The organism is Bartonella sp. B39 (assembly GCF_053795145.1).
Genome location: NZ_CP200036.1, coordinates 1,928,381 through 1,955,109, shown reverse-complemented (window position 1 = coordinate 1,955,109; position 26,729 = coordinate 1,928,381). Strand labels below are relative to the sequence as shown.

20 protein-coding genes are annotated in these 26,729 nt (G+C 39.7%); 7 read left to right on the top strand and 13 right to left on the bottom strand.

Annotation, left to right across the window (positions count from 1 at the left end; translation table 11 throughout):
- The first annotated feature begins 142 nt into the window (after positions 1-142).
- Positions 143-8,713 (top strand): GH36-type glycosyl hydrolase domain-containing protein, encoded by an 8,571-nt coding sequence (locus V4P57_RS08850; protein ID WP_455466158.1) that lies wholly within the window; start codon positions 143-145, stop codon positions 8,711-8,713.
- Between the two features lie 131 nt (positions 8,714-8,844).
- Positions 8,845-10,140: a nicotinate phosphoribosyltransferase gene (pncB, locus tag V4P57_RS08845; protein WP_455466157.1), complete on the top strand. Its 1,296-nt coding sequence runs from the start codon at positions 8,845-8,847 to the stop codon at positions 10,138-10,140.
- Between the two features lie 385 nt (positions 10,141-10,525).
- On the opposite strand, the gene V4P57_RS08840 is transcribed toward pncB, so the two are convergent.
- From V4P57_RS08840 to nth, 10 genes are all read right to left on the bottom strand, one after another.
- Positions 10,526-10,912 carry a YbaN family protein gene (locus V4P57_RS08840; protein WP_455466156.1) on the bottom strand — a complete coding sequence of 129 codons (387 nt, stop codon included), beginning with the start codon at positions 10,910-10,912 and terminating at the stop codon, positions 10,526-10,528.
- Positions 10,913-11,297: 385 nt separating this feature from the next.
- A complete protein-coding gene (locus V4P57_RS08835; protein ID WP_455466155.1) occupies positions 11,298-12,203 on the bottom strand; it encodes a metal ABC transporter permease in 906 nt (301 codons plus the stop codon).
- Positions 12,200-13,066, bottom strand: a complete 867-nt coding sequence (locus tag V4P57_RS08830) for a metal ABC transporter permease (protein ID WP_455466154.1) — start codon at positions 13,064-13,066, stop codon at positions 12,200-12,202. The genes V4P57_RS08835 and V4P57_RS08830 overlap by 4 nt, the downstream gene beginning before the upstream one ends.
- Positions 13,063-13,893: a manganese/iron ABC transporter ATP-binding protein gene (locus tag V4P57_RS08825; protein ID WP_455466153.1), complete on the bottom strand. Its 831-nt coding sequence runs from the start codon at positions 13,891-13,893 to the stop codon at positions 13,063-13,065. The genes V4P57_RS08830 and V4P57_RS08825 overlap by 4 nt, the downstream gene beginning before the upstream one ends.
- Complete coding sequence (locus V4P57_RS08820; RefSeq protein WP_455466152.1) at positions 13,890-14,798, bottom strand: metal ABC transporter substrate-binding protein; 909 nt, start codon at positions 14,796-14,798, stop codon at positions 13,890-13,892. Before V4P57_RS08820 ends, V4P57_RS08825 begins: the two co-directional genes overlap by 4 nt.
- 288 nt (positions 14,799-15,086) lie before the next feature.
- Positions 15,087-17,501, bottom strand: a complete 2,415-nt coding sequence (gene pheT / locus V4P57_RS08815; protein WP_455466151.1) for a phenylalanine--tRNA ligase subunit beta — start codon at positions 17,499-17,501, stop codon at positions 15,087-15,089.
- A gap of 42 nt (positions 17,502-17,543) precedes the next feature.
- A complete protein-coding gene (gene pheS, locus V4P57_RS08810; RefSeq protein ID WP_455466150.1) occupies positions 17,544-18,617 on the bottom strand; it encodes a phenylalanine--tRNA ligase subunit alpha in 1,074 nt (357 codons plus the stop codon).
- 95 nt (positions 18,618-18,712) lie between these two features.
- Positions 18,713-19,114 carry a 50S ribosomal protein L20 gene (gene rplT, locus V4P57_RS08805; protein WP_455466149.1) on the bottom strand — a complete coding sequence of 134 codons (402 nt, stop codon included), beginning with the start codon at positions 19,112-19,114 and terminating at the stop codon, positions 18,713-18,715.
- A 33-nt stretch (positions 19,115-19,147) separates the two neighbouring features.
- Entirely contained in the window at positions 19,148-19,351 is a 204-nt protein-coding gene (gene rpmI, locus V4P57_RS08800; RefSeq protein WP_455466148.1) for a 50S ribosomal protein L35, read from the bottom strand.
- Between the two features lie 152 nt (positions 19,352-19,503).
- Positions 19,504-20,244, bottom strand: a complete 741-nt coding sequence (gene nth, locus V4P57_RS08795) for an endonuclease III (RefSeq protein WP_455466147.1) — start codon at positions 20,242-20,244, stop codon at positions 19,504-19,506.
- Positions 20,245-20,360: 116 nt separating this feature from the next.
- On the opposite strand from nth, the gene V4P57_RS08790 reads away from it, so the two are divergent.
- The gene (locus tag V4P57_RS08790) at positions 20,361-20,789 is read left to right on the top strand and encodes an Hsp20 family protein (RefSeq protein ID WP_455466146.1); all 429 of its coding nucleotides are present in this window, start codon (positions 20,361-20,363) and stop codon (positions 20,787-20,789) included.
- A gap of 28 nt (positions 20,790-20,817) precedes the next feature.
- Positions 20,818-21,069 (top strand): BQ00720 family protein, encoded by a 252-nt coding sequence (locus V4P57_RS08785; protein ID WP_455466145.1) that lies wholly within the window; start codon positions 20,818-20,820, stop codon positions 21,067-21,069.
- A 511-nt stretch (positions 21,070-21,580) separates the two neighbouring features.
- Here V4P57_RS08785 and V4P57_RS08780 read toward each other — a convergent pair.
- Positions 21,581-22,168, bottom strand: a complete 588-nt coding sequence (locus tag V4P57_RS08780) for a transglycosylase SLT domain-containing protein (protein WP_455466144.1) — start codon at positions 22,166-22,168, stop codon at positions 21,581-21,583.
- Positions 22,169-22,264: 96 nt separating this feature from the next.
- Complete coding sequence (locus V4P57_RS08775) at positions 22,265-23,464, bottom strand: DNA recombination protein RmuC (RefSeq protein WP_455466143.1); 1,200 nt, start codon at positions 23,462-23,464, stop codon at positions 22,265-22,267.
- Between the two features lie 90 nt (positions 23,465-23,554).
- Here V4P57_RS08775 and def point away from each other — a divergent pair, with 90 nt between their 5' ends.
- Genes def through truA form a run of 3 tightly spaced genes read left to right on the top strand, consistent with a single transcriptional unit; the run spans position 23,555 to position 25,759 of the window.
- Positions 23,555-24,085, top strand: a complete 531-nt coding sequence (gene def / locus V4P57_RS08770; protein WP_455466142.1) for a peptide deformylase — start codon at positions 23,555-23,557, stop codon at positions 24,083-24,085.
- A complete protein-coding gene (gene fmt, locus V4P57_RS08765) occupies positions 24,085-25,014 on the top strand; it encodes a methionyl-tRNA formyltransferase (RefSeq protein WP_455466141.1) in 930 nt (309 codons plus the stop codon). Before def ends, fmt begins: the two co-directional genes overlap by 1 nt.
- Before the next feature lies 1 nt (position 25,015).
- Entirely contained in the window at positions 25,016-25,759 is a 744-nt protein-coding gene (gene truA, locus V4P57_RS08760) for a tRNA pseudouridine(38-40) synthase TruA (RefSeq protein WP_455466140.1), read from the top strand.
- Positions 25,760-25,807: 48 nt separating this feature from the next.
- Here truA and V4P57_RS08755 read toward each other — a convergent pair whose 3' ends face one another.
- Positions 25,808-26,647 (bottom strand): LOG family protein, encoded by an 840-nt coding sequence (locus V4P57_RS08755; RefSeq protein ID WP_455466139.1) that lies wholly within the window; start codon positions 26,645-26,647, stop codon positions 25,808-25,810.
- Between the last annotated feature and the right edge of the window lie 82 nt (positions 26,648-26,729).

Genomic DNA, 26,729 nt, shown 5'->3' with positions numbered 1-26,729 from the left:
ACATCCTTTTTAATTTTTCAATCATCTGACCAAAAAACCGCAAATACTTCCAAATAAAAATAAAAAGTTTATTATTAAGCTAAAATGCCAACAGTTTGTTGAATAAAAAAGAAACCGTATCATTGAATGGCAATATAATATTATGGCACCCACAATATCTTTTATGAAGTGTGTTTTTTCTCAAAAAACAAAAGTTTGCTATCCTACTGAAACCAACTTTCCTATTCGTTCAACTTATAAATCGGAAGAAGAGCTCTATAAATTAGGAGCAGATATAGCCTCTAGAAAAGAAATTTTGCTTCCTGAATATGAAGGAGAAAATGATTTTCGTAACCGCTTGATCGAAAATGCCAAACTTATTCTTTATGCCTTTCGCACCAGCAATATTGCAGCTCGGAATGATGAAACTATTGCACCCTCTGCTCAATGGCTTATTGATAACCATTATACCATTGACAAAACCATACAACAGCTGCTCTACGACTTCCCCCAATCCTTCATAAAGAAACTTCCCCTTTATAAAAAAAAAGCTCAAATTCCCCGTATTTTTGCTTTAGCTTGGCTTTATATCGCGCATACAGATAGCAGATTTTCACAAGAAACACTCACCGCTATAGTCAATGGATTTCAAGAAATTTGTAATCTTACAATTGGTGAATTATGGGCTCTCCCTTCTGCTGTCCGTATGCTGTTAATTGAAAATGTGCGTCGTATTGCATTGCGTATTGAGAAAACACAGCATATGCGTCATCTTGCTAATCAGGTGGCTGATAACATTGCTCTTGCAGAAAATGAAACCCAATTACACAATCTTTTCACTCTTTATGAAAAATTAACCGCAGATTCGACCTTTTCAGCCCATTTATTCTACCGTTTACGAGGCGCATCTGTCGATTCAACAGTGGCATTAAATTGGCTTGAAAAACAATTACATCGCCAAGGTAGAAGTCCAGAAATTGCAACCGCTGATGAACATACCCATCAAGCAGCAGATGGTGTAACCATTGGCAATATTATTCGTGCCCTCAAAACCATTGATGATGTTGATTGGACAATATGGTTTGAAACTGTTAGTCCTGTTGACTTTATCTTGCGTGAAAATAGCGATTTTTCTGAAATTGATTCTCATTCACGCAATGTCTATCGACAAGTGATCGAAACAATTGCACACCGTTCCTCTCTCAGCGAGGTTGAAGTCGCACGTAAAGCTTTAGAATTAACAAATTCTACCTCTGAATATAATTCTTATCATAACTGTTCCTCTATTGGATGGTATTTGGTCGACGATGGGCGTTATATTTTTGAAAAAGCCTGTGGATACTCTCCACCCCTTTTTATAAAATGGATGCGTGCTTACCGTCTCTTAAAAATAGGAACCATTGCACTTCCTGTTTCTCTTTTAACGCTCGCTCTTTTACTTACAGTCTATGTTTTATTACGGACATCAGACTTAACACCAGTGGGAACGATTCTTTTTATGGCCTTAGCAGTTTTTCCTGCTATGGATGCTGCTTTTTCTCTCTTTAATACTCTTGTTTCATGGTTTACTCCATCAAAACAGCTTATTGGTTATGAATATAAAGAAGGTATTCCCAAACACGCGCGCACAATGGTTGTTGTTCCTACTTTAATCACATCACGTGATTACATTGATGAGCAAGTGCGTAATCTTGAAGTGCATTATCTTTCTAATCCAAAAGGGGCTATTCATTTCGCCCTCATTACGGATTGGGGTGACTCTCCCTTCGAGCAAACACAAGATGATCTTGATCTGCTACACTATGCGCAAAATAGTATCGCTAAACTTAATTATCGTTATCGTCGTGATGATATTCCCCTCTTTTTTCTTTTACACCGTCGGCGTCTTTATAATGCTAGCGAAAAATGTTGGATGGGGTGGGAACGTAAACGTGGTAAACTCCATGAGCTTAATCTCTTATTAAGAGGAGATAAAAATACAAGCTTCTACGCCCCAGATCCACATCTTCCCATGGATTGCCGTTTCATTATGACTTTGGATGCAGATACACGTCTCACCCCTGAAAGCATTGCAAAACTCGTTGGAAAACTTAACCATCCACTCAACTCTCCCATTTTTGATCCCCAAAGTGGGAGGATTGTAAAAGGTTACGGCATTTTACAACCCCGTATCACACCTTCTCTTACCTCAGGAAAAGAAACATCAATTCTGCAAAGGATTTTTTCTACCAATCGTGGCATTGATCCTTATGTCTTTGCTGTATCTGATACCTATCAAGATCTTTTAGGAGAAGGAACTTTCACTGGTAAAGGTCTTTATAATATTGATGCATTTGAAAAAGCACTTCATGGAAAAATTAAAGAAAATACTGTTCTCAGTCATGATCTTTTAGAAGGAAGTTATGCACGTGCCGCACTGGTGACTAACGTAGAAATAATTGAGGATTATCCAACAGCCTATAATGTTGATGTTACCCGTCATCACCGTTGGATTCGTGGCGACTGGCAGTTATTGCCCTACCTCTTACGTTGGCGTCAGGTCAATCTTATTACTCGTTGGAAAATGCAGGATAATTTGCGCCGTTCTCTCACACCACTTTTATGGCTCATCGCAGTAATCACAGGGTGGTCTCTTTTACCGTTAAAGACAGCACTTGTCTGGCAAATATTCTTGTTACTTAGTCTCTTCATCTCCTCAATTTTGGGCGTGTTCCAAACCATTATTCCCTCCAGCCTTAATCATTTTTGGTGTGGGCACCTCCAATCAATTTTGAGCAAAATTGCTTTTACGGGAGCAGATATATTTCTCAAAACTGCATTTATTGCCCACTCAGCTTATTTTATGACTGATGCAATCATTCGCACGCTTTACCGCATGATGATTTCAAAACAACATCTGCTTGAATGGAAAACCTCCGCTGCAACAAAATCAATTCCTAATAGTTTAGACTTCTACGTCCTCACAATGTGGCCAGCATCACTTATTGGGATTATTGCTGTAACACTGCCTATACTTTCACATTCCTCAGCAAGCTTTATCGCTTTGCCCTTCGGACTAGTTTGGTTTTTCTCACCCTTAATTGCATGGATTGTTAGCCAACCATCAACATCTCAAGACACGCTTGATATATCTTCAGATGATAAAAAAATACTCCGACGTATTGCAAGAAGAACTTGGCTTTATTATGCAACCTTTGTTAATGCAGAAAATAATCACTTACCACCCGATAATTTCCAAGAAGACCCCAAACCTATCGTTGCTCAACGCACTTCACCTACAAATATTGGAGTTTACCTACTTTCCACTATTGCTGCACGTGATTTCGGCTGGATTAGTTTTGAAGAGACCATTACACGCATCGAATGTACTTTAAGCACACTTGCAAAAATAGAAAAATTCCGTGGTCATCTCTATAATTGGTATGCAACTGACACACTCAAACCTCTCTTGCCAACCTATATTTCAACCGTTGATTCAGGTAACCTTGCCGGCCATTTGGTAACACTTTCTTCTGCTTTGAGTGAATGGGCCCAAACACCTCGTATTTTTTTGCAAAGTGATCTAGCGGGTTTATTTGATGTCAGAGATATTCTTGAAGAAAATCTTAAAGAAATTCCAGATGATCGAGATATTTTACGTCCTTTACGCAAACGAATCGAAGAATGTATAGTTAATTTTCATTGCGCCATTGAGTCTCTCGTAGAAAATCCAAACACTATTCCTTTTCGCACCATTAATCTCTCAATTTCAGCCCGTGATATTGTCCACTTAGTAGCCGCACTGGATCAAAAAATTCAAACAACAGAATCGGCCAACATGCTCTCTTGGGCCAAATGCCTTGTAGAAACCTGCGAAGCTCATCATCATGATGCTACCGGCAACTATGATACCGGAAAAATGCGCCAAAAATTAAACACTTTAGCTGCAAATGCACGACAAATAGCCTTTGATATGGAATTTAATTTTTTAGAGCAGCCTGAACGGCAACTCTTATCTATTGGCTATCGTGTTCAGGAAAATAAGCTTGATGAAGGCTGTTATGACCTTCTAGCTTCAGAAGCGCGCCTCGCAAGCTTTTTTGCTATCGCGAAAGGTGATATCAAATTCAAACATTGGTTTCATCTCGGTCGATTACTCATCCCGATTGGCTGGAAAGGAGCTCTCTTATCATGGTCTGGATCCATGTTCGAATATCTTATGCCATCTCTCATCATGCACGAACCTTTAGGATCTATACTCGATCAAACCAATCGATTAATTATTCGTCACCAAATACAATACGCGCATAAACGAGGATTGCCATGGGGTATTTCAGAAGCTGCATTTAACGCTCGTGATCATTTAATGAATTACCAATATGCCAGCTTTGGAGATCCAAACCTTGGATTGCAACGCGGTCTTTCACGCAATGCAGTTATTGCTCCTTACGCAAGCTTTTTAGCAGCACAATACATGCCAACATATGCCGTAAAAAATTTAAAAAGACTGCGAGATCTTGGAGCTTTAGGGACATATGGTTATTATGATTCCCTCGATTTTACCCCTTCACGTGTGCAAAAGGGAGAAAAATACGCCGTTGTACGCAATTATTATGCACACCATCATGGCATGTCAATTCTTGCTATCAACAATGTCATTTTTGACGGGCAAATGCGTAATCGCTTTCATCGTGATCCAGTCATTGAAGCAACACAATTGTTATTACAAGAAAGAGCTCCACGTCAAATTCCTATCATTCACACCAATGCTATTGATCCTGAGCACAATAAGTCTCAGGAGTTTGATGACACACCTTTACGCATTATAACTAACCCGCTTCTCAAACCCCGTGCAACTTTGCTTCTATCCAACGGTTTTTATTCTACAATGCTGACAGCAAATGGTTCCGGCTATAGCCGTTGGTATGATTACATGATCACGCGCTTTATTCCTGATATCGCAGAAGACCAACAAGGTACTTTATTCTTCCTGCGCGATACACATAGTGGACGCTGGTGGTCTGTGACTGGTGAACCAACACGCGTTACCGAAGAAGAAACTGTCTGCATTTTTACAGATGAAAAAGCTGAATATATGAAAATGGTTGATGGCATCAAATCAACACTTGAATGTCTCGTTACATCCGAAAATGACGGTGAAGGCCGACGCCTCCAGCTTATGAATACAACCAATAAAGATCGCCTTATTGAAGTTACCTCTTATGGTGAATTAGCACTCGCAACAATGAATAGTGACTGCATCCATTCCGTTTTCTCACATATGTTTATAGAAACAGAAATTGCTGATTCAGGAGGAACAATTTTTGCTAAAAGACGCAAACGCGCGCCTAACGATCCCGAAATCCATATCACCCATTTTGTCACCGATGCAGCAGGAACTATCCCAGAAGCAGAATCTGAAACCGACCGTTCTCTGTTTATAGGTCGTGGCCGATCTATTCACCAACCAGCTGCATTTGATCAAAATACTCATTTTAGCGGGAGTCACGGCTGCGTCCTAGATCCTATCATCTCACTCCGCTGCCGTGTAAAAATTCCAGCGCATGAAAAAGCTGAACTCATTTTTTGGACTTTTGCTGCCAACTCAAAAGAAACACTGCAAAATCATGTGAAACATTATCGACAACCCAACATGTTCCAACGAGAGTTTTCGATGGCATGGACACGCTCGCAAGTCTCGCTTTATCAGAGCGGTATCAGCCTTAAAGAAGCCATTACTTATCAAAAATATGCAACCCCTCTCATCTATCCAGATCGCACATGGCGTCTTCCTCCCGAAATATTAGCAAAAACTCTTGGCAAGCAATCTGATCTTTGGCCAATGTCCATTTCAGGGAATGTTCCTATCTGCCTTTTAAGGTTAGATAATGAAATGGATATAGCTGTACTCCGTGACCTTCTTAAAGCACATGAATATTGGTGTGCGCGTGGATTAATGATTGATCTGGTTATTTTAAATGAGCGAACATTTTCTTATATCCAAGATACGCAACGCGCTATTGAATGGGTATGCGAATCCTATCGTCACCACACAACTGAAACTGATAAACGCCAACATATTTTTACCCTTCGGCGCGATCAGATGAATGAACAAAGTTTCAAGACATTACTTGCATCAGCCCGTATTATTCTTCATGCTCAAAATGGATCTTTGTATGAACAGCTCAAACGTATGAAAAATACTGATTCTGATTTGGCTGACCGTGACAGTAATCAGGAATTTAATGATAAACTAAGCCACAGTAAATATGATAAAAGAAGGAAAATAACAACACTAACCGAACCAAACCTCTTTACTTCGATTGATCTTATCGCACCCCAAAAAACCTTACTTAGTCCTGCTCATGATCTAAAGTATTGGAATGGTTATGGCGGGTTTAATCATTATAATCATTACGTCGTGCGCCTTAAAGGACACACAACCACACCACATCCGTGGATTAACGTCATTGCTAATAACAGCTTTGGCTTCCATGTATCAGCTGAAGGAGCACTTTTCACATGGGCCAACAATAGCCGTGATTACCAATTAACGCCATGGGCGAACGACCCTGTTTCAAACCGCCCAGGAGAAGCACTTTATCTTATTGATCGCGTATCTTTAAAGCGTTTTTCACCAGTTTCTTCTGTCGAGTGTGATGAAAACGTTGTTTATGAAGCTTGCCATGGTTTTGGATTCTCAACCTTTAAATCTACGCACTCAGAAATTGCATTAGAACTTACTCACACAGTTGATCTGAAAAAACCGATTCGCCTTTCACGTCTTATCATCAAAAACGGAGGGAAAAAGCCACGAAGCTTACGTCTTTATAATTACGTTGAATGGGTTTTAGGGAATGTTCGTACAAAACACGCTCCCTTTATTCTTCCCTCTTATGATCCTAAACGTGGCGCACACTTTATTCAAAATCCTTATCACATGGAAAAATCACAACAAACAGCATTTTTATCAGCATCAAAAATGCCAACAAGTACGACCACCGATCGTCTCGAATTTATTGGCTCTACAGGAACAGTCAAGCATCCATGCGCACTCCGTCAAGCGGAAGCACTTTCAAATACAGTTGAAGCAGGCTGCGATCCTTGCTCAGCATTTGCCTATGATATTGATCTAGCACCTCACCAAACAAAAGAAATCATCTTCTATCTTGGCAGTGCAAAAAACAGGCAAGAAGCTGAAAAATTACTAGACCAAGTACGTGTAAGTGATTTTGAAATTCTGCTTACAAAACAAAAACAACAATGGAACGATTTTGTTTCTCCACTGCAAGTCAAAACACCGGATCCTTCCTTTGATATTATGGTCAATCATTGGCTCCCTTATCAGACCTATGCATGCCGCATGCTAGCACGCGCAGCTTTTTATCAAGCCAGCGGAGCATTCGGCTTCCGCGACCAATTGCAAGATAGCTTGTCGTTGTTATTGCTAGAACCACAATTAGCGCATGAACAATTATTAAATGCTGCAGCCCATCAATTTCCCGAAGGTGATGTACAGCATTGGTGGTTGCCTGATATAAATGCCGGCGTTCGCACACGCATCTCTGATGACATTGTTTGGTTAGCCTATGGCACTGCCCTTTATGTCAACACTACTGGCGACTACGCATTTCTTGATACCCCAATTGCTTTCATTGAAGGCCCTCCTCTAGAGGCAGAACAACAAGATGCTTATTTTCAACATACGCAATCTCAAAAAACAGCAACACTTTATGAACATTGTGCTTTAGCTTTAGATCTTGCCATAAAACGTTGTGGTCAACATGGCCTTCCTCTCATCTTAGGTGGAGATTGGAATGATGGCATGAATTTAGTGGGCATTGGAGGAAAAGGGGAAAGTACTTGGTTGGGTTGGTTTCTTGGTACTACACTACAAGCATTTATTCCTCTTGCCAAAAAACGTGGCGACTATAACCATGCTAACACATGGAGTGCATACCTTAAACGTTTGAAAAAATCCTTAGAAGAAAACGGTTGGGATGGCGCTTGGTATCGACGTGGTTATTTTGATGATGGGACTCCTCTTGGTTCTAAAATAAATGATGAATGCCAAATCGATACCATTGCTCAATCTTGGGCAGTAATTTCTAAAATGGCATCACTTAGGCGCCAAAAACAAGCAATGGCTTCAATGCTTGAACATCTATGGGATAAAAAAGCTGGCATTATACGTCTTTTTTGGCCTCCTTTTGATAAAAGTACTCTCGAACCTGGTTATATAAAAGGTTATCCTCCAGGCATTCGAGAAAATGGCGGACAATATACGCATGGTGCTATTTGGAGCATTCTAGCGCTTGCTGAAATGGGTGAAGCAGACAAAGCTTATTCTATATTTTCTATGATCAATCCAATCACCCGTGGTAAAAATCCTGAAGTTTATCGTGTTGAACCCTATGTTATGGCTGCAGATATCTACGCCATTAAACCACGTCGTGGACAAGGCGGTTGGACATGGTATACAGGTTCAGCAGGATGGTTCTATTACGCCGCGATACAAGCCATTCTTGGGATTCAACGTCAAGGCAATCTGTTGTTTTTAAAACCACATTTACCCTCCTCTTGGCCTGAATGTGAAACAAAAATAAAATTTTATGATGCCGTCTATACTATCAAAGTAAAATGGGGATCTGAAAATATGCTTAGTGTTGACTGTAAAAAATATGTAACACTTAACGCAGGAATAAAGTTAAAAAAAACAGGTCAACATGAAATCATACGTATTCTTAAATCTTAAAAATAGAAAAAATAACAGGCCTTTTTATTCTTGCCCAAAGCCACAAAATTGTTATATTTCCTGCGCTCCCTATATTGACCATATTGGTGCACAATAATTTTAGATTCTATGAGACTGAAAGAAAATGGGTTATGAATCATCCAGATATTGCGAGGCGTGTTTACAATCATACTTGGAAACTCGATCCTATTATTCGTTCACTTCTCGATACGGATTTTTATAAGCTTCTTATGGTACAGATGATTTGGGGACTTTACCCCAATGTAAATGTTACTTTTTCCCTTATAAACCGCAATAAAACAATCCGTCTTGCCGATGATATTGATGAAGGTGAGTTGCGTGCTCAACTTGATCACGCTCTTAGTTTGCGCTTTACAAAAAAAGAGATGATCTGGCTCGCTGGTAATACATTTTATGGACGCAAGCAGATTTTCGCACCAGATTTTCTCCATTGGCTTGAGAATTTTCAACTGCCAGAATATGAACTAACCCGTAAAGATGGCCAGTATATCCTTCATTTTCATGGTCCGTGGACCCATAGTTCCATGTGGGAAATCCCTGCTCTGGCTATTGTCAGTGAATTACGTTCAAGGGCTGCTACGAAAAAACTAGGGCGTTTTGCACTTGATGTGCTTTATGCCCGTGCTAAAGCAAAAATGTGGAGTAAAGTTGAGCGTCTCAAGAAATTTCCTGATATTAAAATATCCGACTTTGGTACAAGGCGTCGTCATTCTTTTTTATGGCAACGCTGGTGTGTCGAAGCATTAAAAGAAGGTATTGGCAATGCTTTTACTGGAACTTCCAATGTCCTTCTTGCTATGGATACAGATTTAGAAGCCCTTGGTACAAACGCACATGAATTGCCCATGATCATTGCTGCTCTTACCAATAATGATGACGAATTGCGTAAAGCACCTTATAAAGTTCTGCAAGATTGGAACCGTTATTATGGTGGAAATCTTCTTATTGTTTTGCCTGATACTTTTGGTACAGAAGCATTTTTACGCAATGCACCAGATTGGGTCGCTGATTGGACGGGTTTCAGACCCGATAGTGCTCCCCCTATTGAAGGTGGCGAACGCATTATCACATGGTGGAAAGAAAAAGGAAAAGACCCACGCGAAAAATTATTGATTTTTTCTGATGCTCTTGATGTCAATACGATTGAAAAAACCTATCACCACTTCCATGAGAGAGTGCGCATGAGTTTTGGGTGGGGAACAGATCTTACTAATGATTTTGTAGGATGCGCACCCCAAGAAATTGCTACCTTTGACGCTCTTTCCCTTGTTTGTAAAGTCACTCATGCCAATGGTCGACCCGCCGTAAAACTCTCCGATAATCCTGAAAAGACCACCGGTGATCCGCAAGAAATACAACGTTATCTCAATTTTTTCGGTAATGAAAAACGTGTCTCAAGCCCATAAAGACTTAAATCATCCGTTAGTTGTATAAAATCAGTCACTGATCAATACTAAGCAGCAGATAAAGTCTACTTACTCTTAACGCACACAAATAATGCCTCTATTGTATTATGAATGTGATCATCATCGTTAATCAAAGTGATTTTATAAACACTTGATTAAAATTTTTATTTATAGTCCTCTCTGCTGTCAAAATCATTTCACGAGCATATCATGCTCGCCAATGAATATTCAATTGACCAACACTTTAAAAAACTTGTCAGCTAATATAAATCCTAATATGGAAATGTTATTCTAAAATTTATAGACGAAAACTTCTCTGTCCAATAGCTCCAAAGAACCAAAAAAATAAGAAGAGCACTGAGCCCATAAAATCTTTACCCTGTCATTATGAAGATGGACGTGTCACAATATAAATGGCAATCAACAGCAAAACAGTAGCAACTAATAAAGCAAACCACAACGTAGGATGTGTCATCACTAGAAAAGATAAAAAACCACCCGCAATACTTACCACCGAAAAAATTTTTAAAAATAGCGGAATGACTCGCTTTTCCTCCCATTGCTTAATTGGCGGACCGAAAATGCGGTGATCATGCAGCCAATTATGAAAACGTGGTGATGAACGAGCAAAACACCACGAGGCAACTAATAAAAAAGGTACAGTTGGCATAATCGGTAATGCTATACCGATAATACCTAATACAACCATTACCCACCCAACTATAGAAGTAAAAATGCGCAAATGGTGAGATATTTTAAATTTTTTTTTCATCCTCGAGCACCACTTTCCTCTACGAGAAACCATCTTTATCTCCTTGTTTTTGAAATTCTTTAGCGCACGACCACCACATTGGTAAGCGTATTTTCTGTGACAATTTCTCCCAGAACGTAAAATAGTTTACCCAATATGAGGATCATTTTAAAGTTTTCAAGCAACAACAATAAATTTTTAGAAAAGCCTAAAACAAAAAAAGGCTGCAGAATGAATCAATACAGCCTCTTAATCACGAATGCAGCGTTGGGGGAGAATACATATTGCATTCATCTGCTAGACTATTAGGAGGAAAACAACCCAGCATCCCGTCTTCTAGTTAAAACAGGCATTCGAGACAACTTACAAAAATGCATTACTATTATGCAATTAAATTTTGTCGCGCTCAAATTTCCTGTGTCGTAGTTCGACAAAAGAAAGTAGACATAAAAATAGCCATAAAAATCAGTGTTAAAATCAACACAATCGTAGAAGCAGAATCAGAGCCTATAAATAAGCTTAGATAAATTCCTAAAAAACCAGAAATAGCCGCGACAAGTATAGCGATAATCAACATAAAAGAAAATCGCTTCGTGATAAGATAAGCAATCGCTCCTGGCGCTATCAATAAAGAAATAACGAGAACAATTCCAACAGCTTTCAAAGCTGCAACGATCGTGAGAGAGATCATCGTTAAAAGGGTATAGTGGAGTACCGATATTCTTAATCCCATTGCACGACCTTGCACTGAATCAAAAATATACAGCATGAAGTCGCGCCATTTTGCCCATAAAATAAAAGTAACAGCAGCAGAAATGATCGCTGTCTGCATGATATCAAGCCGATTAACACCTAAGAGATTACCAAATAAAATATGATTCAAATCTAGGCTGCTATAAATAGACGTTGCCAAAACAAGCCCCAAACCAAACATAGACGAAAAAACAACTCCCATCACTGTATCCTGTTTGATACGGCTATTGCTCCCTAAAAAACCCGTCACAAGAGCACAAACCATACCTGCAATAAATGCACCACAAGCAATCAAGGTCATCGTAACATTCTCGGAGCGCACTTGCTGAAACCAAACAAATGGCAAAGAAGCCAAAACTGTTATTACCCATGGCGTCGCCATGTAACCAAGCACGACACCAGGAAAAACCGCATGAGAAATTGCATCCCCCAAAAGCGCCCATCCTTTTAAAATAAGAAAACAAGAAAGCATCGCCATTGGAACAGAAAGGATAGTGACAATAATCATACCCTTAAGCATAAAAGAAAATTGAAAAGGAAGGAGTAATTGGTCAATCATGATATCATCATCCCCCTTTTTGCCGCATTTATACGTAAACGCGCCGCAATATACCCGTGTTTAGGAGCAAAAATAAAAGCTAAAATAAACAGAAATGCCTGAAAAAGCACCACAACACCACCAGTTTGCGCATTCAAAAAATAACTCACATACACCCCCAATACGCTTGTGAATGTCCCAATCACAACTGCAATAATCAAAATTTTTATAAAACGATCGCTTAAAAGATAAGCTGTTGCCCCTGGTGTCACAACAAGACAAATGACCAAGAATGCTCCAACTGTTTGCATGGCAGCAACAGTACAAGCGGCAAGTAGTGTGAAGAAAAGAATTTTTAAGAATTTTACGTTTAATCCAATGGCACGCGCGTGCGTCTCATCAAATAAAGAAACAAGAAGATCTTTCCACTTCAAAAGTAATATAAGCAAAGAAAAAAAACCTATAAAAGCTAGTTGTATAATATCTGATGAACTGACTGCTAAAATATTTCCCAAGACAATCGTATCAATATTGACAGCCATCGGTTTTAAAGATTTGAGAAACAATCCAAAAGCAAAAAAGGAAGAAAAAATGAGACCAATAATGGTATCTTCTTTCAGCTTTGTCCGTTGGTTAAAAAAGAGCATCGCTGCCGCAGCAAGACCACCAGAAAAAAAGGCTCCAAGCGAAAAAGGTAATCCTAAAAGATAAGCACCTGCTACTCCAGGTACAATCGAATGGGAGAGTGCATCACCAATCAACGACCAACCTTTCAACATCAAAAAAGCAGAAAGAAAAGCGCAAACACACCCAACTAACCCCGAAACCCACATCGCATTAACCATATATTGATAGCTTAATGGTTCAAGCAACCAAGAAATCATGCTACGTGCTCCATACTTTGAGGATTCTCACGAACGGAAGGTTTTTTGCTCCCTGTAAAAACATTATTTTTTTTTGCATCTTGAAGATCAAAAATATGATGGTGCAAAGCACCACCAAAAGTTTTTTCAAGATTTTCTTTTGTAAAGACCGTTTCAGTTAATCCAGAAGCTAAAACTGTTCCTTTTATTAAAAGCGTGTGATCACAAAATTCACGAACCGAGCCTAAATTATGGGTAGAAACCAATATTATTGCACCTTCTTTACGCAAGTCTTGTAATAAAGCGATGATTTTATCTTCTGTTGTAACATCAACCCCTGTAAATGGCTCGTCTAGTAAAATAGCTTTTGCCTGCTGTGCAAGAGCGCGTGCCAGAAAAACACGCTTTTTCTGTCCACCAGAAAGTTCTCCAATTTGGCGCTTAGCAAATGGCAACATATCGACGCGTTCTAATGCAACACGAACAGCCTCATAATCTCGTGCCCGCGCATAGCGAAAGAAATTCATGTGACCGTACCGCCCCATCAAGACCACATCTTCAACGAGAACAGGAAAATTCCAATCAACATCTTCACTCTGAGGAACATAAGCAATAAGGTTTTTTTTCAAAACCGTTTCAACAGACAAACCAAAAATGCGAATTTTTCCTTTTGATGGTCGCACAAACCCCATAATAGCTTTAAACAACGTTGACTTACCTGATCCATTAACGCCAACCAACGCGGTAATGGAACCTGCGGGACTCTCAAAATTCACTTCCTGCAAAGCTGTATGTCCATTCCGATAAGTTACTGTTACCCCTTGGGCTAATATACCAGTTTTCGTCATTGATCCTTCACTCCATCTGATAAAGCATTAGTAATCCGTTCACTTGTAACGCGTAACAAATCAATATAAGTAGGCACCTCACCATTTTTCTCACTCAGAGAATCAACATAAAGAATACCACCGTATTTAGCCCCTGTTTCTCTTGCAACCTGCTTGGCAGGTGCAGGAGAAATAGTGCTTTCAGAAAAAACTGCTTGGATATTGTATTTGCGAACCATATCAATAACATGCTTCACTTGCTGTGGTGTCCCTTGCTGATCAGCGTTAATTGGCCACAAATAAAGTTCTTTCAGACCAAAATCACGCGCCAGATAGCTAAATGCGCCTTCACTGGTCACAAGCCAACGTTTGTCTTCTGGCAATGCCTCTAATTTAGCCCTGATTGGATCAATCATTGAGCGAATCTTTTGCTTATAAATTTCAGCATTTTCTTTATAAATAGAAGCATGTTCAGGATCATATTTTACAAAAGCATCGCGAATATTATCAACATAAATCAAAGCTGAGGTTGGCGACATCCACGCATGGGGATTGGGCTTACCACTGTAGGGTCCCTCACCAATTTTAATCGGCACAATTCCTTCTGAAACAATGATACTTGGAACATCCTTGATATTTTGAAAAAACTTTTCAAACCAGAGCTCCAAATCTAATCCATTCCACAGTATAAGATTTGCTCCTTGCGCACGCATAAGATCGCGAGGCGTAGGCTGATATTCATGAATTTCAGCACCTGGCTTGGTGATTGATTCCACATCAGCGGCATCACCTGCTACATTACGCGCCATATCAGCAATGATGGTGAATGTCGTAACAGCTTTAAATTTACCAGCACACAAAGCTAAATTAGGTGTGATAAAAATAACACTCCCCAAAATTATGATAAAAAACGTTTTTATGTTCATTGATCCTCTCTCTCGTTCACAGCTTTTTATTGCTAATGATTTGCATTATTATTTATCAATAGCAGCTCTCTTCCACCTTTGCAACGAAGGATTTTTACAAAAAATAATTTTTCAAGGTGTTTAAAAACATTCTTTATTTCATTGAAAAAATGATGGTTTTTTAAAGAGATCCTGCTTTGGTAAGAAAAATATATTTCAAGAAGATCTATAGATATTGAATGCCAAAAAACAAAAGAGCACTCAAAAGTGCTCTCGCTTTATAAAAAATTCGATAGAAGGGAATAATACTTAACGGCGTAAATATGCGCCCGTTGTCTTGGTAACATTTTCCACAACCCTTGAAGCAAGCTCTTCTAAATCCTCATCGGTAAAAGTTCTTTCAATGGGTTGAAGAGACACTTCAATCGCAACAGATTTTTTATCTTCACCAAGATTTGGATCTTCAAAAACATCAAAAACCCGTACTGAATGAATAAGTTTTTTATCCGCTCCATTTGCAGCACGAACGATAAGAGAAGAAGAAACTGTTTTATCAACGACAAATGAAAAATCACGCCGCACTATTTGAAAAGGTGATAATTTCAAAGGAGGACGGCTTTTCGTTGCTTTTTTCTTTGATTCTGGAATCCGATCAAGAAAAATTTCAAAACCGCATACAGGACCACTGACATCTAACTTTTCTAATGTAGTAGGATGAAAAACACCAAAAAAACCAAGAATAACCTTTGATCCAAGCTTCATAACCCCTGAACGACCAGGATGATACCAATCGGGTGCCCCAACCTCAATCTGCACTTTGCTGGTATCTATACCGCATGCTTCTAAAACAGCCAATGCATCCGCTTTTGCATCAAAAACATCAACCGCTACAGCATTTCCATTCCAAAAGCGCCCTGCTCCTTCAAATTGTTCTGTTCCACGGCGGATTCCACTAGCAACGCGCTGTTGCTTATCAGGTGTATCACCTTCATAGATGTCAGAAACTTCGAACAAAGCAAGATCTAGAAAACCACGATCAGCATTTCGCTGTGCCGCCATAAGCAAACCTGGTAAAAGAGAAGGACGCATTACGGACATATCAGCAGTAATAGGATTTATTAATTTAAGCTGTGCTTGACAACCACCAAAAGCAAGTGCCTGAATTTCAGAAATAAAAGACCATGTCACAGCCTCCCTCATACCACGATGTACTAAAGCCAAACGAGCAAAGCGTGAGCGGATTTGTGAACATGTTAAAACCTGTTCTTTTTCCTCTACAACATTTTCTAACGGTATGGGCTTAATCGCATCTAGCCCATAAATCCTTATAACTTCTTCCACTAAATCAGCTTTACCAGCAATATCAGGGCGCCATGTTGGCACTTTAACTGTTACCACATCTCCTTCCCCTTCGATGCTAAATCCAAGCTGTGTTAAAATAGTAAGGGCTTGCTCACGCTCTATTTCCAAATTTGTCAAACGTTTAATTTCAGAAAAAGGAAAAGCTATCTGTTTGGTTTCTGGCTGCTGATAACCAACAACTTTTGTTTTTGAACATTCACCACCACAAAGACGTAAGACCAGTTCTGTTGCAATCTCAAGCCCTTTTTTCATAAAAGCCGGATCAACACCTCGCTCAAACCGATAGCGTGCATCACTGATAAGCCCTAATGCACGACCCGTATGTGCAATGCTCTTTGAATCCCAAAGCGCCGATTCAATAATAACGCGACGTGTCGTCTCATCACAGCTGGTTCTTTCACCACCCATAATACCGGCAATGGAAACAACGCCCTCTTCATCTGCAATGACACAATCATTAGCACCCAAATTATAGATTTTTCCATTAAGAGCCTGCAAACTTTCCCCTTCACGGGCGCAACGTAAACTCAAATTTCCTTTTATCTTATCGGCATCAAAAACATGAAGCGGACGTCCAAGATCAAAACTTATATAATTGGTCATATCAACCAGTGCATTAATCGATCTTAAACCAATTGCACTCAAACGTTGCTGCATCCATTGAGGCGATGCGCCATTTTGAACATTGCGTACTTCACACCAAGCAAAACCTAAACATAACGATGGACTTTGCGAAAAATCTAAAGAAACATGAAGTGGTGTTTCAAACGCAGTATCAAATTGTGGCAAAGATACTTCTTTTAATCGTCCGATTCCAGCAGCAGCAAGATCACGTGCAATACCGCGAACACCAGTACAATCAGAACGATTTGGGGTCAAACCAATATCAATGACCGGATCATCTAAACCTGCATAAACTGCAAATGACGTTCCAATAGTTGCATCTTCTGGAAGCTCGATAATCCCGTCATGTTCATCCGATAACTCAAGCTCTGCTCGTGAACACATCATCCCAAAACTCTCAACACCGCGGATTTTGCCTACAGATAAGGTCACATCAAGCCCAGGTACGTACGTGCCTGGCAAGGCAAGAACCCCAACAAGTCCAGCACGTGCATTTGGTGCGCCACATACAATTTGTATAGGTTTACAAGCCCCCGTATCTACCGATAAAATCTGTAATTTATCTGCATCAGGATGTCTCATTGCCGTTAAAACTTTTGCAATCACAAAACCTTTTAAAGAGGAACGATCATCCACATGATCAACCTCAAGGCCGATCGCTGTTAGTTTATCACAAATTTCTTCCAAAGATGCATCTGTCTCTAAGTGATCTTTTACCCACGACAATGTAAATTTCATTTTAAAACCTCACATAAAAACTGTGATAAGATCACACATTGCTTAAGCCGGGAAAAAAGCAGGCATATCAAAACAGCGAAAACCATAATGATCCAACCAACGCAAATCAGCATCAAAAAAGGCACGCAAATCAGGCATACCGTATTTTAACATAGCAATACGATCAATGCCCATTCCCCATGCAAATCCCTGATACTCATCGGGATCTAAACCAATATTTTTTAATACATGAGGATGCACCATTCCGCATCCTAAGATTTCCAGCCAATCCTGTCCCTCACCGAATTTTATCTCTGAACCAGACCGATTACATTGAATATCCACTTCCATAGATGGCTCGGTAAAAGGAAAAAAAGAGGGACGGAAACGCATTTTTACAGAAGGGACTTCAAAAAACGCTTTACAAAAGCTATCATGAAGCCACATCATATGTGCAATGGTGGAAGTCTTATCAACCACAAGACCTTCTACTTGGTGAAACATCGGCGAATGCGTTGCATCTGAATCCATGCGGTAAGTTTTTCCAGGAATAATGATGCGTATTGGCGGCTTTTGCTTTTCCATCGTGTGAATTTGTACAGGTGATGTGTGGGTGCGTAATAACTTTCTCTCTCCCGTTTTATCAGCATCAAAAAAGAAGGTATCATGCATTTCGCGCGCTGGATGATCTTCAGGAAAATTCAATGCCGTAAAATTATAATAATCTGTTTCAATATCTGGTCCCTCTACAAGCGAAAAGCCCATCTTCGTATAAATGGCTGTAATTTCCTCAATCACCTGTGAAATAGGGTGAATACGTCCCCGCTCCATAGGCGAAAAACGAACAGGTAAGGTGACATCAACCGTTTCGCTAGAAAGACGCGCATCCATTGCTTGACGCCTTAGAAAATCACGCTTTTGTACCCATAATTCTAAAATGCGATTTTTTAATCCATTAAGAGCAGGACCGACTTTTTGGCGTTCTTCAGCATTCATTTTTCCTAATGTTTTTAATTTTTCAGAGATACTGCCTTTTTTGCCTAATGCCGCAATACGCACTGTTTCAAGTGCCTGTTCATCATTAGCTGCTTCTAAAGCTAAACAAATTTCTTGTTCCAAACGCTCAATATCGCTCATATTGTTGCCTATTTTTTGAATAGAAAAAAGCCCGCACTAGTAACAACCAGTACGGGATCCCGAATAAATGAATGCTTTAAGAGAACACGACCGGCTTATTTGACAGCACCCTCAAAAGCATTAGGTGTTGTGTCTTTCAAATACTCTAAAGCCCTCTTTGCCGAAGCTACTAAAGCAGAAAATGCTGCTGCTTCATGAATTGCTATATCTGAAAGAACCTTACGATCAACCTCAATCCCCGCTTTCGATAAACCATCAATAAAGCGTCCATATGTTAAACCTTCTGCTCGAACAGCCGCATTAATTCGCTGAATCCACAAAGCACGGAAAGTCCGTTTTCTATTTTTGCGATCACGATACGCGTACTGTTTTGAACGGTCAACGGCTGCTTTAGCCGCACGAACGGTACTTTTACGACGACCGTAAAAACCTTCAGCCTGTTTAAGAACCTTCTTGTGTTTAGCGTGTGCCGTCACACCTCTTTTTACACGTGCCATGTAATATTCTCCTAAAAATCAAAAGCGTAAGGTTTATAAACCGTTTGGCAAATAATACTGAACAACTTTTTGGGCATCTTGTTCACACAAAACCATCGTTCCACGCGCATCACGAATAAATTTATTCGAACGCTTAATCATGCCGTGGCGTTTGCCTGCAGCTGTTACTTTTACTTTGCCTGACGCAGTGATTTTAAACCGCTTCTTAGCGGATGATTTGGTCTTCATCTTGGGCATTTTGCTACTCCATACATTATATTCATTAAATTGGATCTATTCATTCAAGCGGACCAACGCTTGAACAAGCACCTAAACAGCCACGGCATGCCCTGCCGGGCGGCTCTAACAGTTTTTCCATAAGCCACTATACACAAAATAGCAAGTCCGTATCAAAAAAAAATTGGAGCTCCATTGCCTTGAACTTCAATCAAAGGTGCTGGAATTGTATTTGTTTTTATGGCTGCTTTACAAAGATCAGCAATAATACATTGCCTACATTGTACTTTACGTGCTTGGCAAATATAACGCCCATGTAAAATGAGCCAATGATGCGCATAATGAAGATAACCAACCGGTATAATCTTTAGCAACTTTTCTTCGACAATCTCTGGTGTTTTGCCGGGTGCCAAACCAAGACGATTTCCAAGACGAAAAATATGTGTGTCCACCGCCATCGTAGGCAGACCAAAAGCAACATTTAAAACAACATTCGCCGTTTTACGACCAACACCAGGAAGTGCCATAAGGGCTTCACGATTATCAGGCACTTGACCACCATATTGATTAATTAAAAATTTGCAAAGTGCATAAACATTGCGCGCTTTTGCTCGCCAAAGACCAATTGCACGGATGTGATGTGCTATTGCTTCTTCTCCCAATGCAATCATTTTTTCCGGTTTATCAGCAAGACGAAATAATTCTTTTGTTGCTTTATTAACACTCACATCTGTCGCTTGAGCCGAAAGAACAACTGCAACCAAAAGAGTAAAAGCATTGGTGTAGATAAGATCACTCTTAGGGGTGGGGCGTTGAACAGAAAAACGGCGAAAAATTTCTTCAATTTCGTCTTCACTATACAATATTTCAAAAGATTTTTGCGTCTTTGATAATTTAGTTGTTCTTTGACTCATTGAACTCTCTTATCTTCTCTCTTGAAGTTACCTCTTACGCTTGCCATATGAGAGGAATGTAACAAACGCTTTTTTTAGAGTTTGGTCAATTAGCCGCTTTGAAGAGGATATTCACAATGACACATGTGACGCCTTTCTCCAATCCCCTTCTTTTAGGATTTGAAGCGGTGGAGAAAATATTGCAACGTATTAGTAAAACTGATGAAAACTATCCAGCCTATAATATTGAACGTCTACACAAAAACGATAACGCAAGCCATATACGCATCACTTTGGCTGTTGCTGGGTTTAAAGTCAATAATCTCAGTATTTTATTAGATGGCAATCAACTGATCATCCATGGTAAACAAACAACCAATCAAAATAACCAATATTTATATTGTGGTATAGCGGCGCGCCAATTCCAACGTACCTTTCTTCTCGCGGATGGAATGCAGGTAACAAATGCTGAGTTGAAAAATGGTCTCTTATCAATTAACCTACGTCAACCAAAATTAAAAAAACAAATAAAGCAGATTCCAATCAGAGTCAGTGATAGTGAGTAGTAAAAATAGGATGTAAAGGAGTAACAAAATGGGAGAACACAAACAAAACTGGTCGTTGCAAGATACCGCCTCTTTTGATGCGGGGGGAATTGCTTATTTAAAAAAGGTTTGTACAGATGATCTGGCTAAAAACTTTCCAGATCTTCCACCAATGACCCCAGGCATTATAATATGGGCGCTCTTTGGTGAAACAGGTTATCCAATCATTTTGTCTGACGAGCGCTCCATCGCTCTTGCAGGTGCTAACGAACATGAACTAAAAATTGTAACTCTACACTAACCTGTTTTACAAAAAGCAACTGAAGCATCCTTATAGACTCTATCAATTCTGCCCGATGAGGTATGACAATAAGTTTTTTTATGAAGAAATTAAAAGAAAATCTTTTCAACTTTAAGAGTATCACTTTTTTCAAAAAAACACCGTTGCGCTTAACTTTGCGCTATTGTGCTTACATATCATCAATTTTTTAAGGAAACGCTATCTGTTTTTCTTCATACAAAAGATGTTGCTAGAAAAAATCTTTACTGAGCGATGCTATTTGAAATATTTCGCATTGAGCTTTTATATTGAAATTTTTACCTCTTGATATTGCTTCTTTCTTTAACAAAGATCTTTATGAAAAATCCTGTACATGACGCTCTCAAACGCATTACAAAGGCTCTTGTTGCCTCGATGTCTTAAATATTGCCACCAGAAAAATCATATATGCCCATTCGAGTCGTCGGAAATCCTGCATTCGTATTAATTTTAAAACCAATCTAATCTTTGATTTAGAATAGGATACCTCTTTCTAACGCCACCCACATGTCCTTAATTGCTGTTCATATTGCCTAGATATTCTCGCCATACGTTGTGCTGCTTGTGCAAGCGCAGCAGTTACATGCCCTCTACTGCGTGCATAAGCACCATGACCCATATGATAATTTAAATAAAGGCTATATGCATCATCAAACCTCACGCCATTGCGTCGAACACTTTGGCGATGGTACCAAGCAACGAAATCAGCGGCATCTGCAAAATTAGTACGCCGCGCAAAAGACCTTCCTGTGGAGCGGAGATACATTGCCCATGTGCTGTCAAGCGCTTGAGAATAGCCATACGCTGTTGACAGACGCTTCCATGGAATAAAACCAAACAGTTTTGTACGTGGAGGACGTGCATTATGACGAAACCCTGACTCAATATTAATAGTTGCAAGAATAATCGGCATAGGAATCCCATGGCGCATTTCTGCATTCTTAGAAGCTTTTTTCCAATTATCAAAAAAACCATCCTTTTGAGCTAAAATGGCGCAAGCATTGTTTGTATACAGGGGGCGACTTGTTGTGCATCCCCCTAGCAGAAACACCAATGCCAAAAAAAACAAAAGGTGTCGCATATTCTTTCTTCCTCTCATTAAGAAAGCAATGAGATATGAATACTAAAAAATTATTACTAATCAATAAAGGACACTTGTTGTATTATGTGCCTCATTTCACTCTTCATCAACAAAATGCAATGTTTGAGGCTGAACAGAAGGAGCAGTCATTTGTGTTGGCATAGAATCCTTTTCTTTTAATTCAAAAGTTTCAATACGATTAGCCCTTCTCATGATTTTAGAAGATGATGTTAAAATCCCTTCAATATCTTCACCCACTTTATAAAAATGCTTCTGTAAAGCGCGAACACGTATATCCATTCGTTCAAAATCTTCCATTAATTTTGCTACTTCTGATTGGATCAAATGTGCTTGCTCACGCATCCGCGCATCTTTCATAATAGTTTGTACAACCTGAATAGATAACATCAACAAAGACGGCGATACAATAATCACATGCGCCCGATTGGCTTTTTGTACCAATGGTTCAAAATTTTCATAGATTGTTGCAAAAATCGATTCCGATGGCACAAAGAGAAAAGCGGTGTCATGTGTTTCTCCAGGAATTAAATATTTTTGTGCAATATCGCGAATATGAACATCCATATCCGTACGAAACTGACGTTCTGCCTCTTGACGTTCTTGAGATGATGCTGCCTTATGCATCGCATTCCAAGCTTCCAAAGGAAATTTAGCATCAACAACAAGAGAAGGAGCTTTATTTGGCATATGAATGAGACAATCTGGTCGCTTTCCATTTGAAAGAGTCGCTTGGAAAGCGTAAGCATTAGGTGGCAAAGCATCTGCAATAATTGCTTCCATACGTCCCTGACCAAAAGTACCGCGCGTTTGCTTATTGTTTAGAATAGCCTGCAACTGAACAACCTGTCCCGTAAGCGACTGAATATTATTTTGCGCCGCATCAATTACCGCTAAACGCTCTTGTAAACGATTCAAATTTTCATAAGTAGACTTGGTCTGCACCTGAAGAGTTTGACCCAAATTGGTTGTCATCCCATTGAGTTGTTCACTTATAGATTTATTTAATTCAGCTTGTCTTTGACCAAAAATTTCTGCCATCGTCTGCATTCGGCCTTGCATTTCAGCTTGCGTTTTTAGCAATGTCGCCATTTGCATTTGTGCCTCACGGGCGCGTTCAGCAATTTCACTTTCCAAAAATGTCTTTTTTTGATGAGATCGTATCAGCATAAAAAATGCCAAGCAGACAAATATAAGCAAAAGCAAAAGCAGAAGCAGAATCATCAATTTAGCAAAAGAATCGCCAAAAGGCATGAAAGAAAAAAACGAATCAAACATGGAACGTGATATAATGCCCTTATTGTAAAAAAGCGCAAGAATCCGTTATTCAATGTTGACCCATAATAAACCATTGATTAATCTGTACCGATGCTAATTAAACCTTTAGTTACTTTACCAGATCCGATTTTACGGAAAGTGTCTCAACCAGTTGAGAATATAGATTCAGCTATCCAAGAACTAGCTGATGATATGTTGAACACGATGTATTATGCCAAAGGAATCGGCCTTGCGGCTATTCAAATTGGAATACCGCTACGTATGTTAGTCATAGATGTCTCCGAAAAAGATACCCCGAAAAATCCGCTTGTTATTATCAACCCAGAGATCTTATGGCTTTCAAATGAGCGCAATATTCACAAAGAGGGTTGCCTGTCTATTCCTGAGTATTATGCAGAAGTCGAACGTCCAAAACGCCTCTGTGTTCGCTATCAAGATCGTGAAGGAAAACAAACAGAAATTGAGGCAGATCACCTACTGGCGACTTGCTTACAACACGAAATCGACCATTTAAATGGCTGTCTTTTTATTGATCACATTTCAAAAATTAAACGTGATATGATAATACGAAAATTTAAAAAACGCGCAAAAGAGAAAAACGCACAGGAATCAATTTTATAATGGCATTACGGTTAAGTTTTATGGGGACACCTGATTTTTCTGTCCCTATTTTGCATGCTTTGTTGAGTGCTGGCCATGATATTGTAGCTGTTTACAGCCAACCTCCTCGCCCAGCAGGACGTCGTGGTCTTAAACTGATGCCTTCACCTGTTCAAAGTGCAGCAGAGGCAAAATCTATTCCTGTATTCACGCCTCAAACACTCAAAACAGCCGAACAACAAGCTCAATTTGCAGCACTTTGTATTGATGCTGCTGTTGTTGTTGCCTATGGACTACTCTTACCAAAAGCCATTCTTGAAACACCCCGTTTTGGTTGTTTCAATATCCACGCTTCACTCTTACCACGCTGGCGTGGTGCTGCACCTATCCAGCGTGCAATTATGGCTGGTGACAAGAAAACTGGGATCATGATTATGAAAATGGATGAAGGGCTTGATACGGGACCTATCGCTTTATCCCGCTCCATCCCCATCACGGATAACACCACCGCTGATGAACTTTCAAACAGGCTTTCACATATAGGCGCAGAACTTATGATAGAAACCCTATCAGCTCTTGAAAAAGGCCAACTTAAACTTACCCCACAATCAGGGAAAGACATAACCTATGCCTCCAAAATTAAAAAAGAAGAAACACGCATTGATTGGACAAAATCTGCAGAATTTATTCATAGGCATATTCGCGCGCTCTCTCCCTCTCCTGGTTGCTGGTGCAACATGAATATCAGCGGTCGAGAAGAACGCGTAAAAATTCTTGCAAGTCATTTAACGACAGGTCCTTCTCTTGAAATTGGTCGAATAGAGCCGGATTCTCTGGTTATCCATTGCGGGCAAGGACGCCTTGAAATAACTTCCCTCCAAAGATCGGGTGGTAAAATTCTTGATAGTGTAACATTTTTGCGAGGCGCCCATATTTCTGCTGTTTTTTGATATGCCACGTTTTAAACTCACCCTTGAATATGACGGCTCAAATTATGCTGGCTGGCAGCGTCAAGTAGGACTTCGCACCATACAAAGTGCCCTTGAACAAGCTATTTTTCATTTTAGTGGACAACAATTAACAATTACGACAGCCGGTAGAACTGATGCGGGAGTCCACGCTACAGGACAGGTTGCGCATGTTGATTTCATAAAAAATTGGCACACGCATACTGTACGCGATGCACTCAATGCGCATTTGAAAAAACAGGGTGAAGATATTGCGATTTTGAATGTAGAAAATGTTCCAGACAGCTTTGATGCACGATTTTCCGCAATAAAACGCCATTATCTTTTTAAAATTCTCAATCGTCGCTCACCACCAGCTCTAAAGGCTAAACGCGTATGGTGGATACCAAAAAACCTCAATGCTGAAGCCATGCATGAAGCTGCGCAAAAACTTGTAGGACAACATGATTTTACCACTTTCCGCTCAGCCCATTGCCAAGCCAAAAGCCCTATTCGCACCCTTGACTGTTTAGATATTCAAAGACAAGGAGAAGAGATTTTCCTTTATGCACAGGCTCGCTCTTTTCTTCATCATCAAATTCGTTCATTTGCAGGAAGCCTCATGGAAGTTGGCATTGGACGTTGGACAGTACAAGATCTTGAAGAAGCTCTTCATGCTAAAGATCGTACACGTTGTGGTATGGTCGCACCTCCTTCAGGACTTTATTTGACACAAGTTGACTATTAACGACCCTTCAAAAGTCATTAATAGTCATTTTCCCAAAACCAAAAGCAGTTAACGAAGCTTATAAAAGGAACGAATTTGTTCAAAAGCTTCCGCCGCTGTATCAACGAATGTCACAAGATCCACATCCGAAGGAGAAATCGTACCTTGCGCAGATAAATAATCAAAATTTATAACATTGTTCCAAAAATCTTTACCAAACAAGAAAATCGGAACCCGTTTCATACGCCCTGTTTGTATTAAAGTTAACGTCTCAAATAATTCATCCAGAGTACCAAATCCTCCAGGGAAAATTGCCAACGCCTTCGCCCGCATTAAAAAATGCATTTTACGCATCCCCAAATAATGAAAATTAAAACATAAATGCGGAGTTACATAAGGATTTGGCTCTTGCTCATGTGGTAAAATAACATTCAAACCAATCGTTGGTGCTCCAATATCAGCAGCACCACGATTTCCTGCTTCCATTACCCCTGGCCCTCCCCCTGTGATAACAACAAATTCACGATATTCGGTCGTAGCAGAATAATGTGAACACAAACGCGCAAATTCTCTTGCCTTATCGTAATAATGGGACATAGCATGCAAATTTTTCTTTTGTGTTTCATTTTTTGCTGCCCATGCGGCTTGCCCAGATTCAGGAATACGTGCACCACCAAATAAAACAACAGTTGATTGAATATCACACTCCTGAAGAGCTATTTCCGGTTTTAGAAACTCAAGACCTATACGCTGTGAACGTAATTCAGGACGCATCATAAAATCTTGATCGATATAAGCTAAACGGTAAGTAGGTGAAAGCATTTGTGGTGTATTAGAGGATTCATATACTTGTTGTATTGCCTCCTTTTCATGGAGAAATGAACACCAACTCTCTTTTTCTTCTTTCATTTTTTATAGCCTTTCTCATGCGCTTATCCTGCTCCTTAACCGTTTTATTGACTGAACACATTTCTTCGCGTAGGTCATAAGA

Bases quoted from the DNA above. Each gene is read 5' to 3' on its own strand.
- V4P57_RS08850 (WP_455466158.1), top strand. From the start codon at position 143: ATGGCACCCACAATATCTTTTATGAAGTGTGTTTTTTCTCAAAAAACA.
- pncB (WP_455466157.1), top strand. From the start codon at position 8,845: ATGAATCATCCAGATATTGCGAGGCGTGTTTACAATCATACTTGGAAA.
- V4P57_RS08840 (WP_455466156.1), bottom strand. From the start codon at position 10,912: ATGAAAAAAAAATTTAAAATATCTCACCATTTGCGCATTTTTACTTCT.
- V4P57_RS08835 (WP_455466155.1), bottom strand. From the start codon at position 12,203: ATGATTGACCAATTACTCCTTCCTTTTCAATTTTCTTTTATGCTTAAG.
- V4P57_RS08830 (WP_455466154.1), bottom strand. From the start codon at position 13,066: ATGATTTCTTGGTTGCTTGAACCATTAAGCTATCAATATATGGTTAAT.
- V4P57_RS08825 (WP_455466153.1), bottom strand. From the start codon at position 13,893: ATGACGAAAACTGGTATATTAGCCCAAGGGGTAACAGTAACTTATCGG.
- V4P57_RS08820 (WP_455466152.1), bottom strand. From the start codon at position 14,798: ATGAACATAAAAACGTTTTTTATCATAATTTTGGGGAGTGTTATTTTT.
- pheT (WP_455466151.1), bottom strand. From the start codon at position 17,501: ATGAAATTTACATTGTCGTGGGTAAAAGATCACTTAGAGACAGATGCA.
- pheS (WP_455466150.1), bottom strand. From the start codon at position 18,617: ATGAGCGATATTGAGCGTTTGGAACAAGAAATTTGTTTAGCTTTAGAA.
- rplT (WP_455466149.1), bottom strand. From the start codon at position 19,114: ATGGCACGTGTAAAAAGAGGTGTGACGGCACACGCTAAACACAAGAAG.
- rpmI (WP_455466148.1), bottom strand. From the start codon at position 19,351: ATGCCCAAGATGAAGACCAAATCATCCGCTAAGAAGCGGTTTAAAATC.
- nth (WP_455466147.1), bottom strand. From the start codon at position 20,244: ATGAGTCAAAGAACAACTAAATTATCAAAGACGCAAAAATCTTTTGAA.
- V4P57_RS08790 (WP_455466146.1), top strand. From the start codon at position 20,361: ATGACACATGTGACGCCTTTCTCCAATCCCCTTCTTTTAGGATTTGAA.
- V4P57_RS08785 (WP_455466145.1), top strand. From the start codon at position 20,818: ATGGGAGAACACAAACAAAACTGGTCGTTGCAAGATACCGCCTCTTTT.
- V4P57_RS08780 (WP_455466144.1), bottom strand. From the start codon at position 22,168: ATGCGACACCTTTTGTTTTTTTTGGCATTGGTGTTTCTGCTAGGGGGA.
- V4P57_RS08775 (WP_455466143.1), bottom strand. From the start codon at position 23,464: ATGTTTGATTCGTTTTTTTCTTTCATGCCTTTTGGCGATTCTTTTGCT.
- def (WP_455466142.1), top strand. From the start codon at position 23,555: ATGCTAATTAAACCTTTAGTTACTTTACCAGATCCGATTTTACGGAAA.
- fmt (WP_455466141.1), top strand. From the start codon at position 24,085: ATGGCATTACGGTTAAGTTTTATGGGGACACCTGATTTTTCTGTCCCT.
- truA (WP_455466140.1), top strand. From the start codon at position 25,016: ATGCCACGTTTTAAACTCACCCTTGAATATGACGGCTCAAATTATGCT.
- V4P57_RS08755 (WP_455466139.1), bottom strand. From the start codon at position 26,647: ATGAAAGAAGAAAAAGAGAGTTGGTGTTCATTTCTCCATGAAAAGGAG.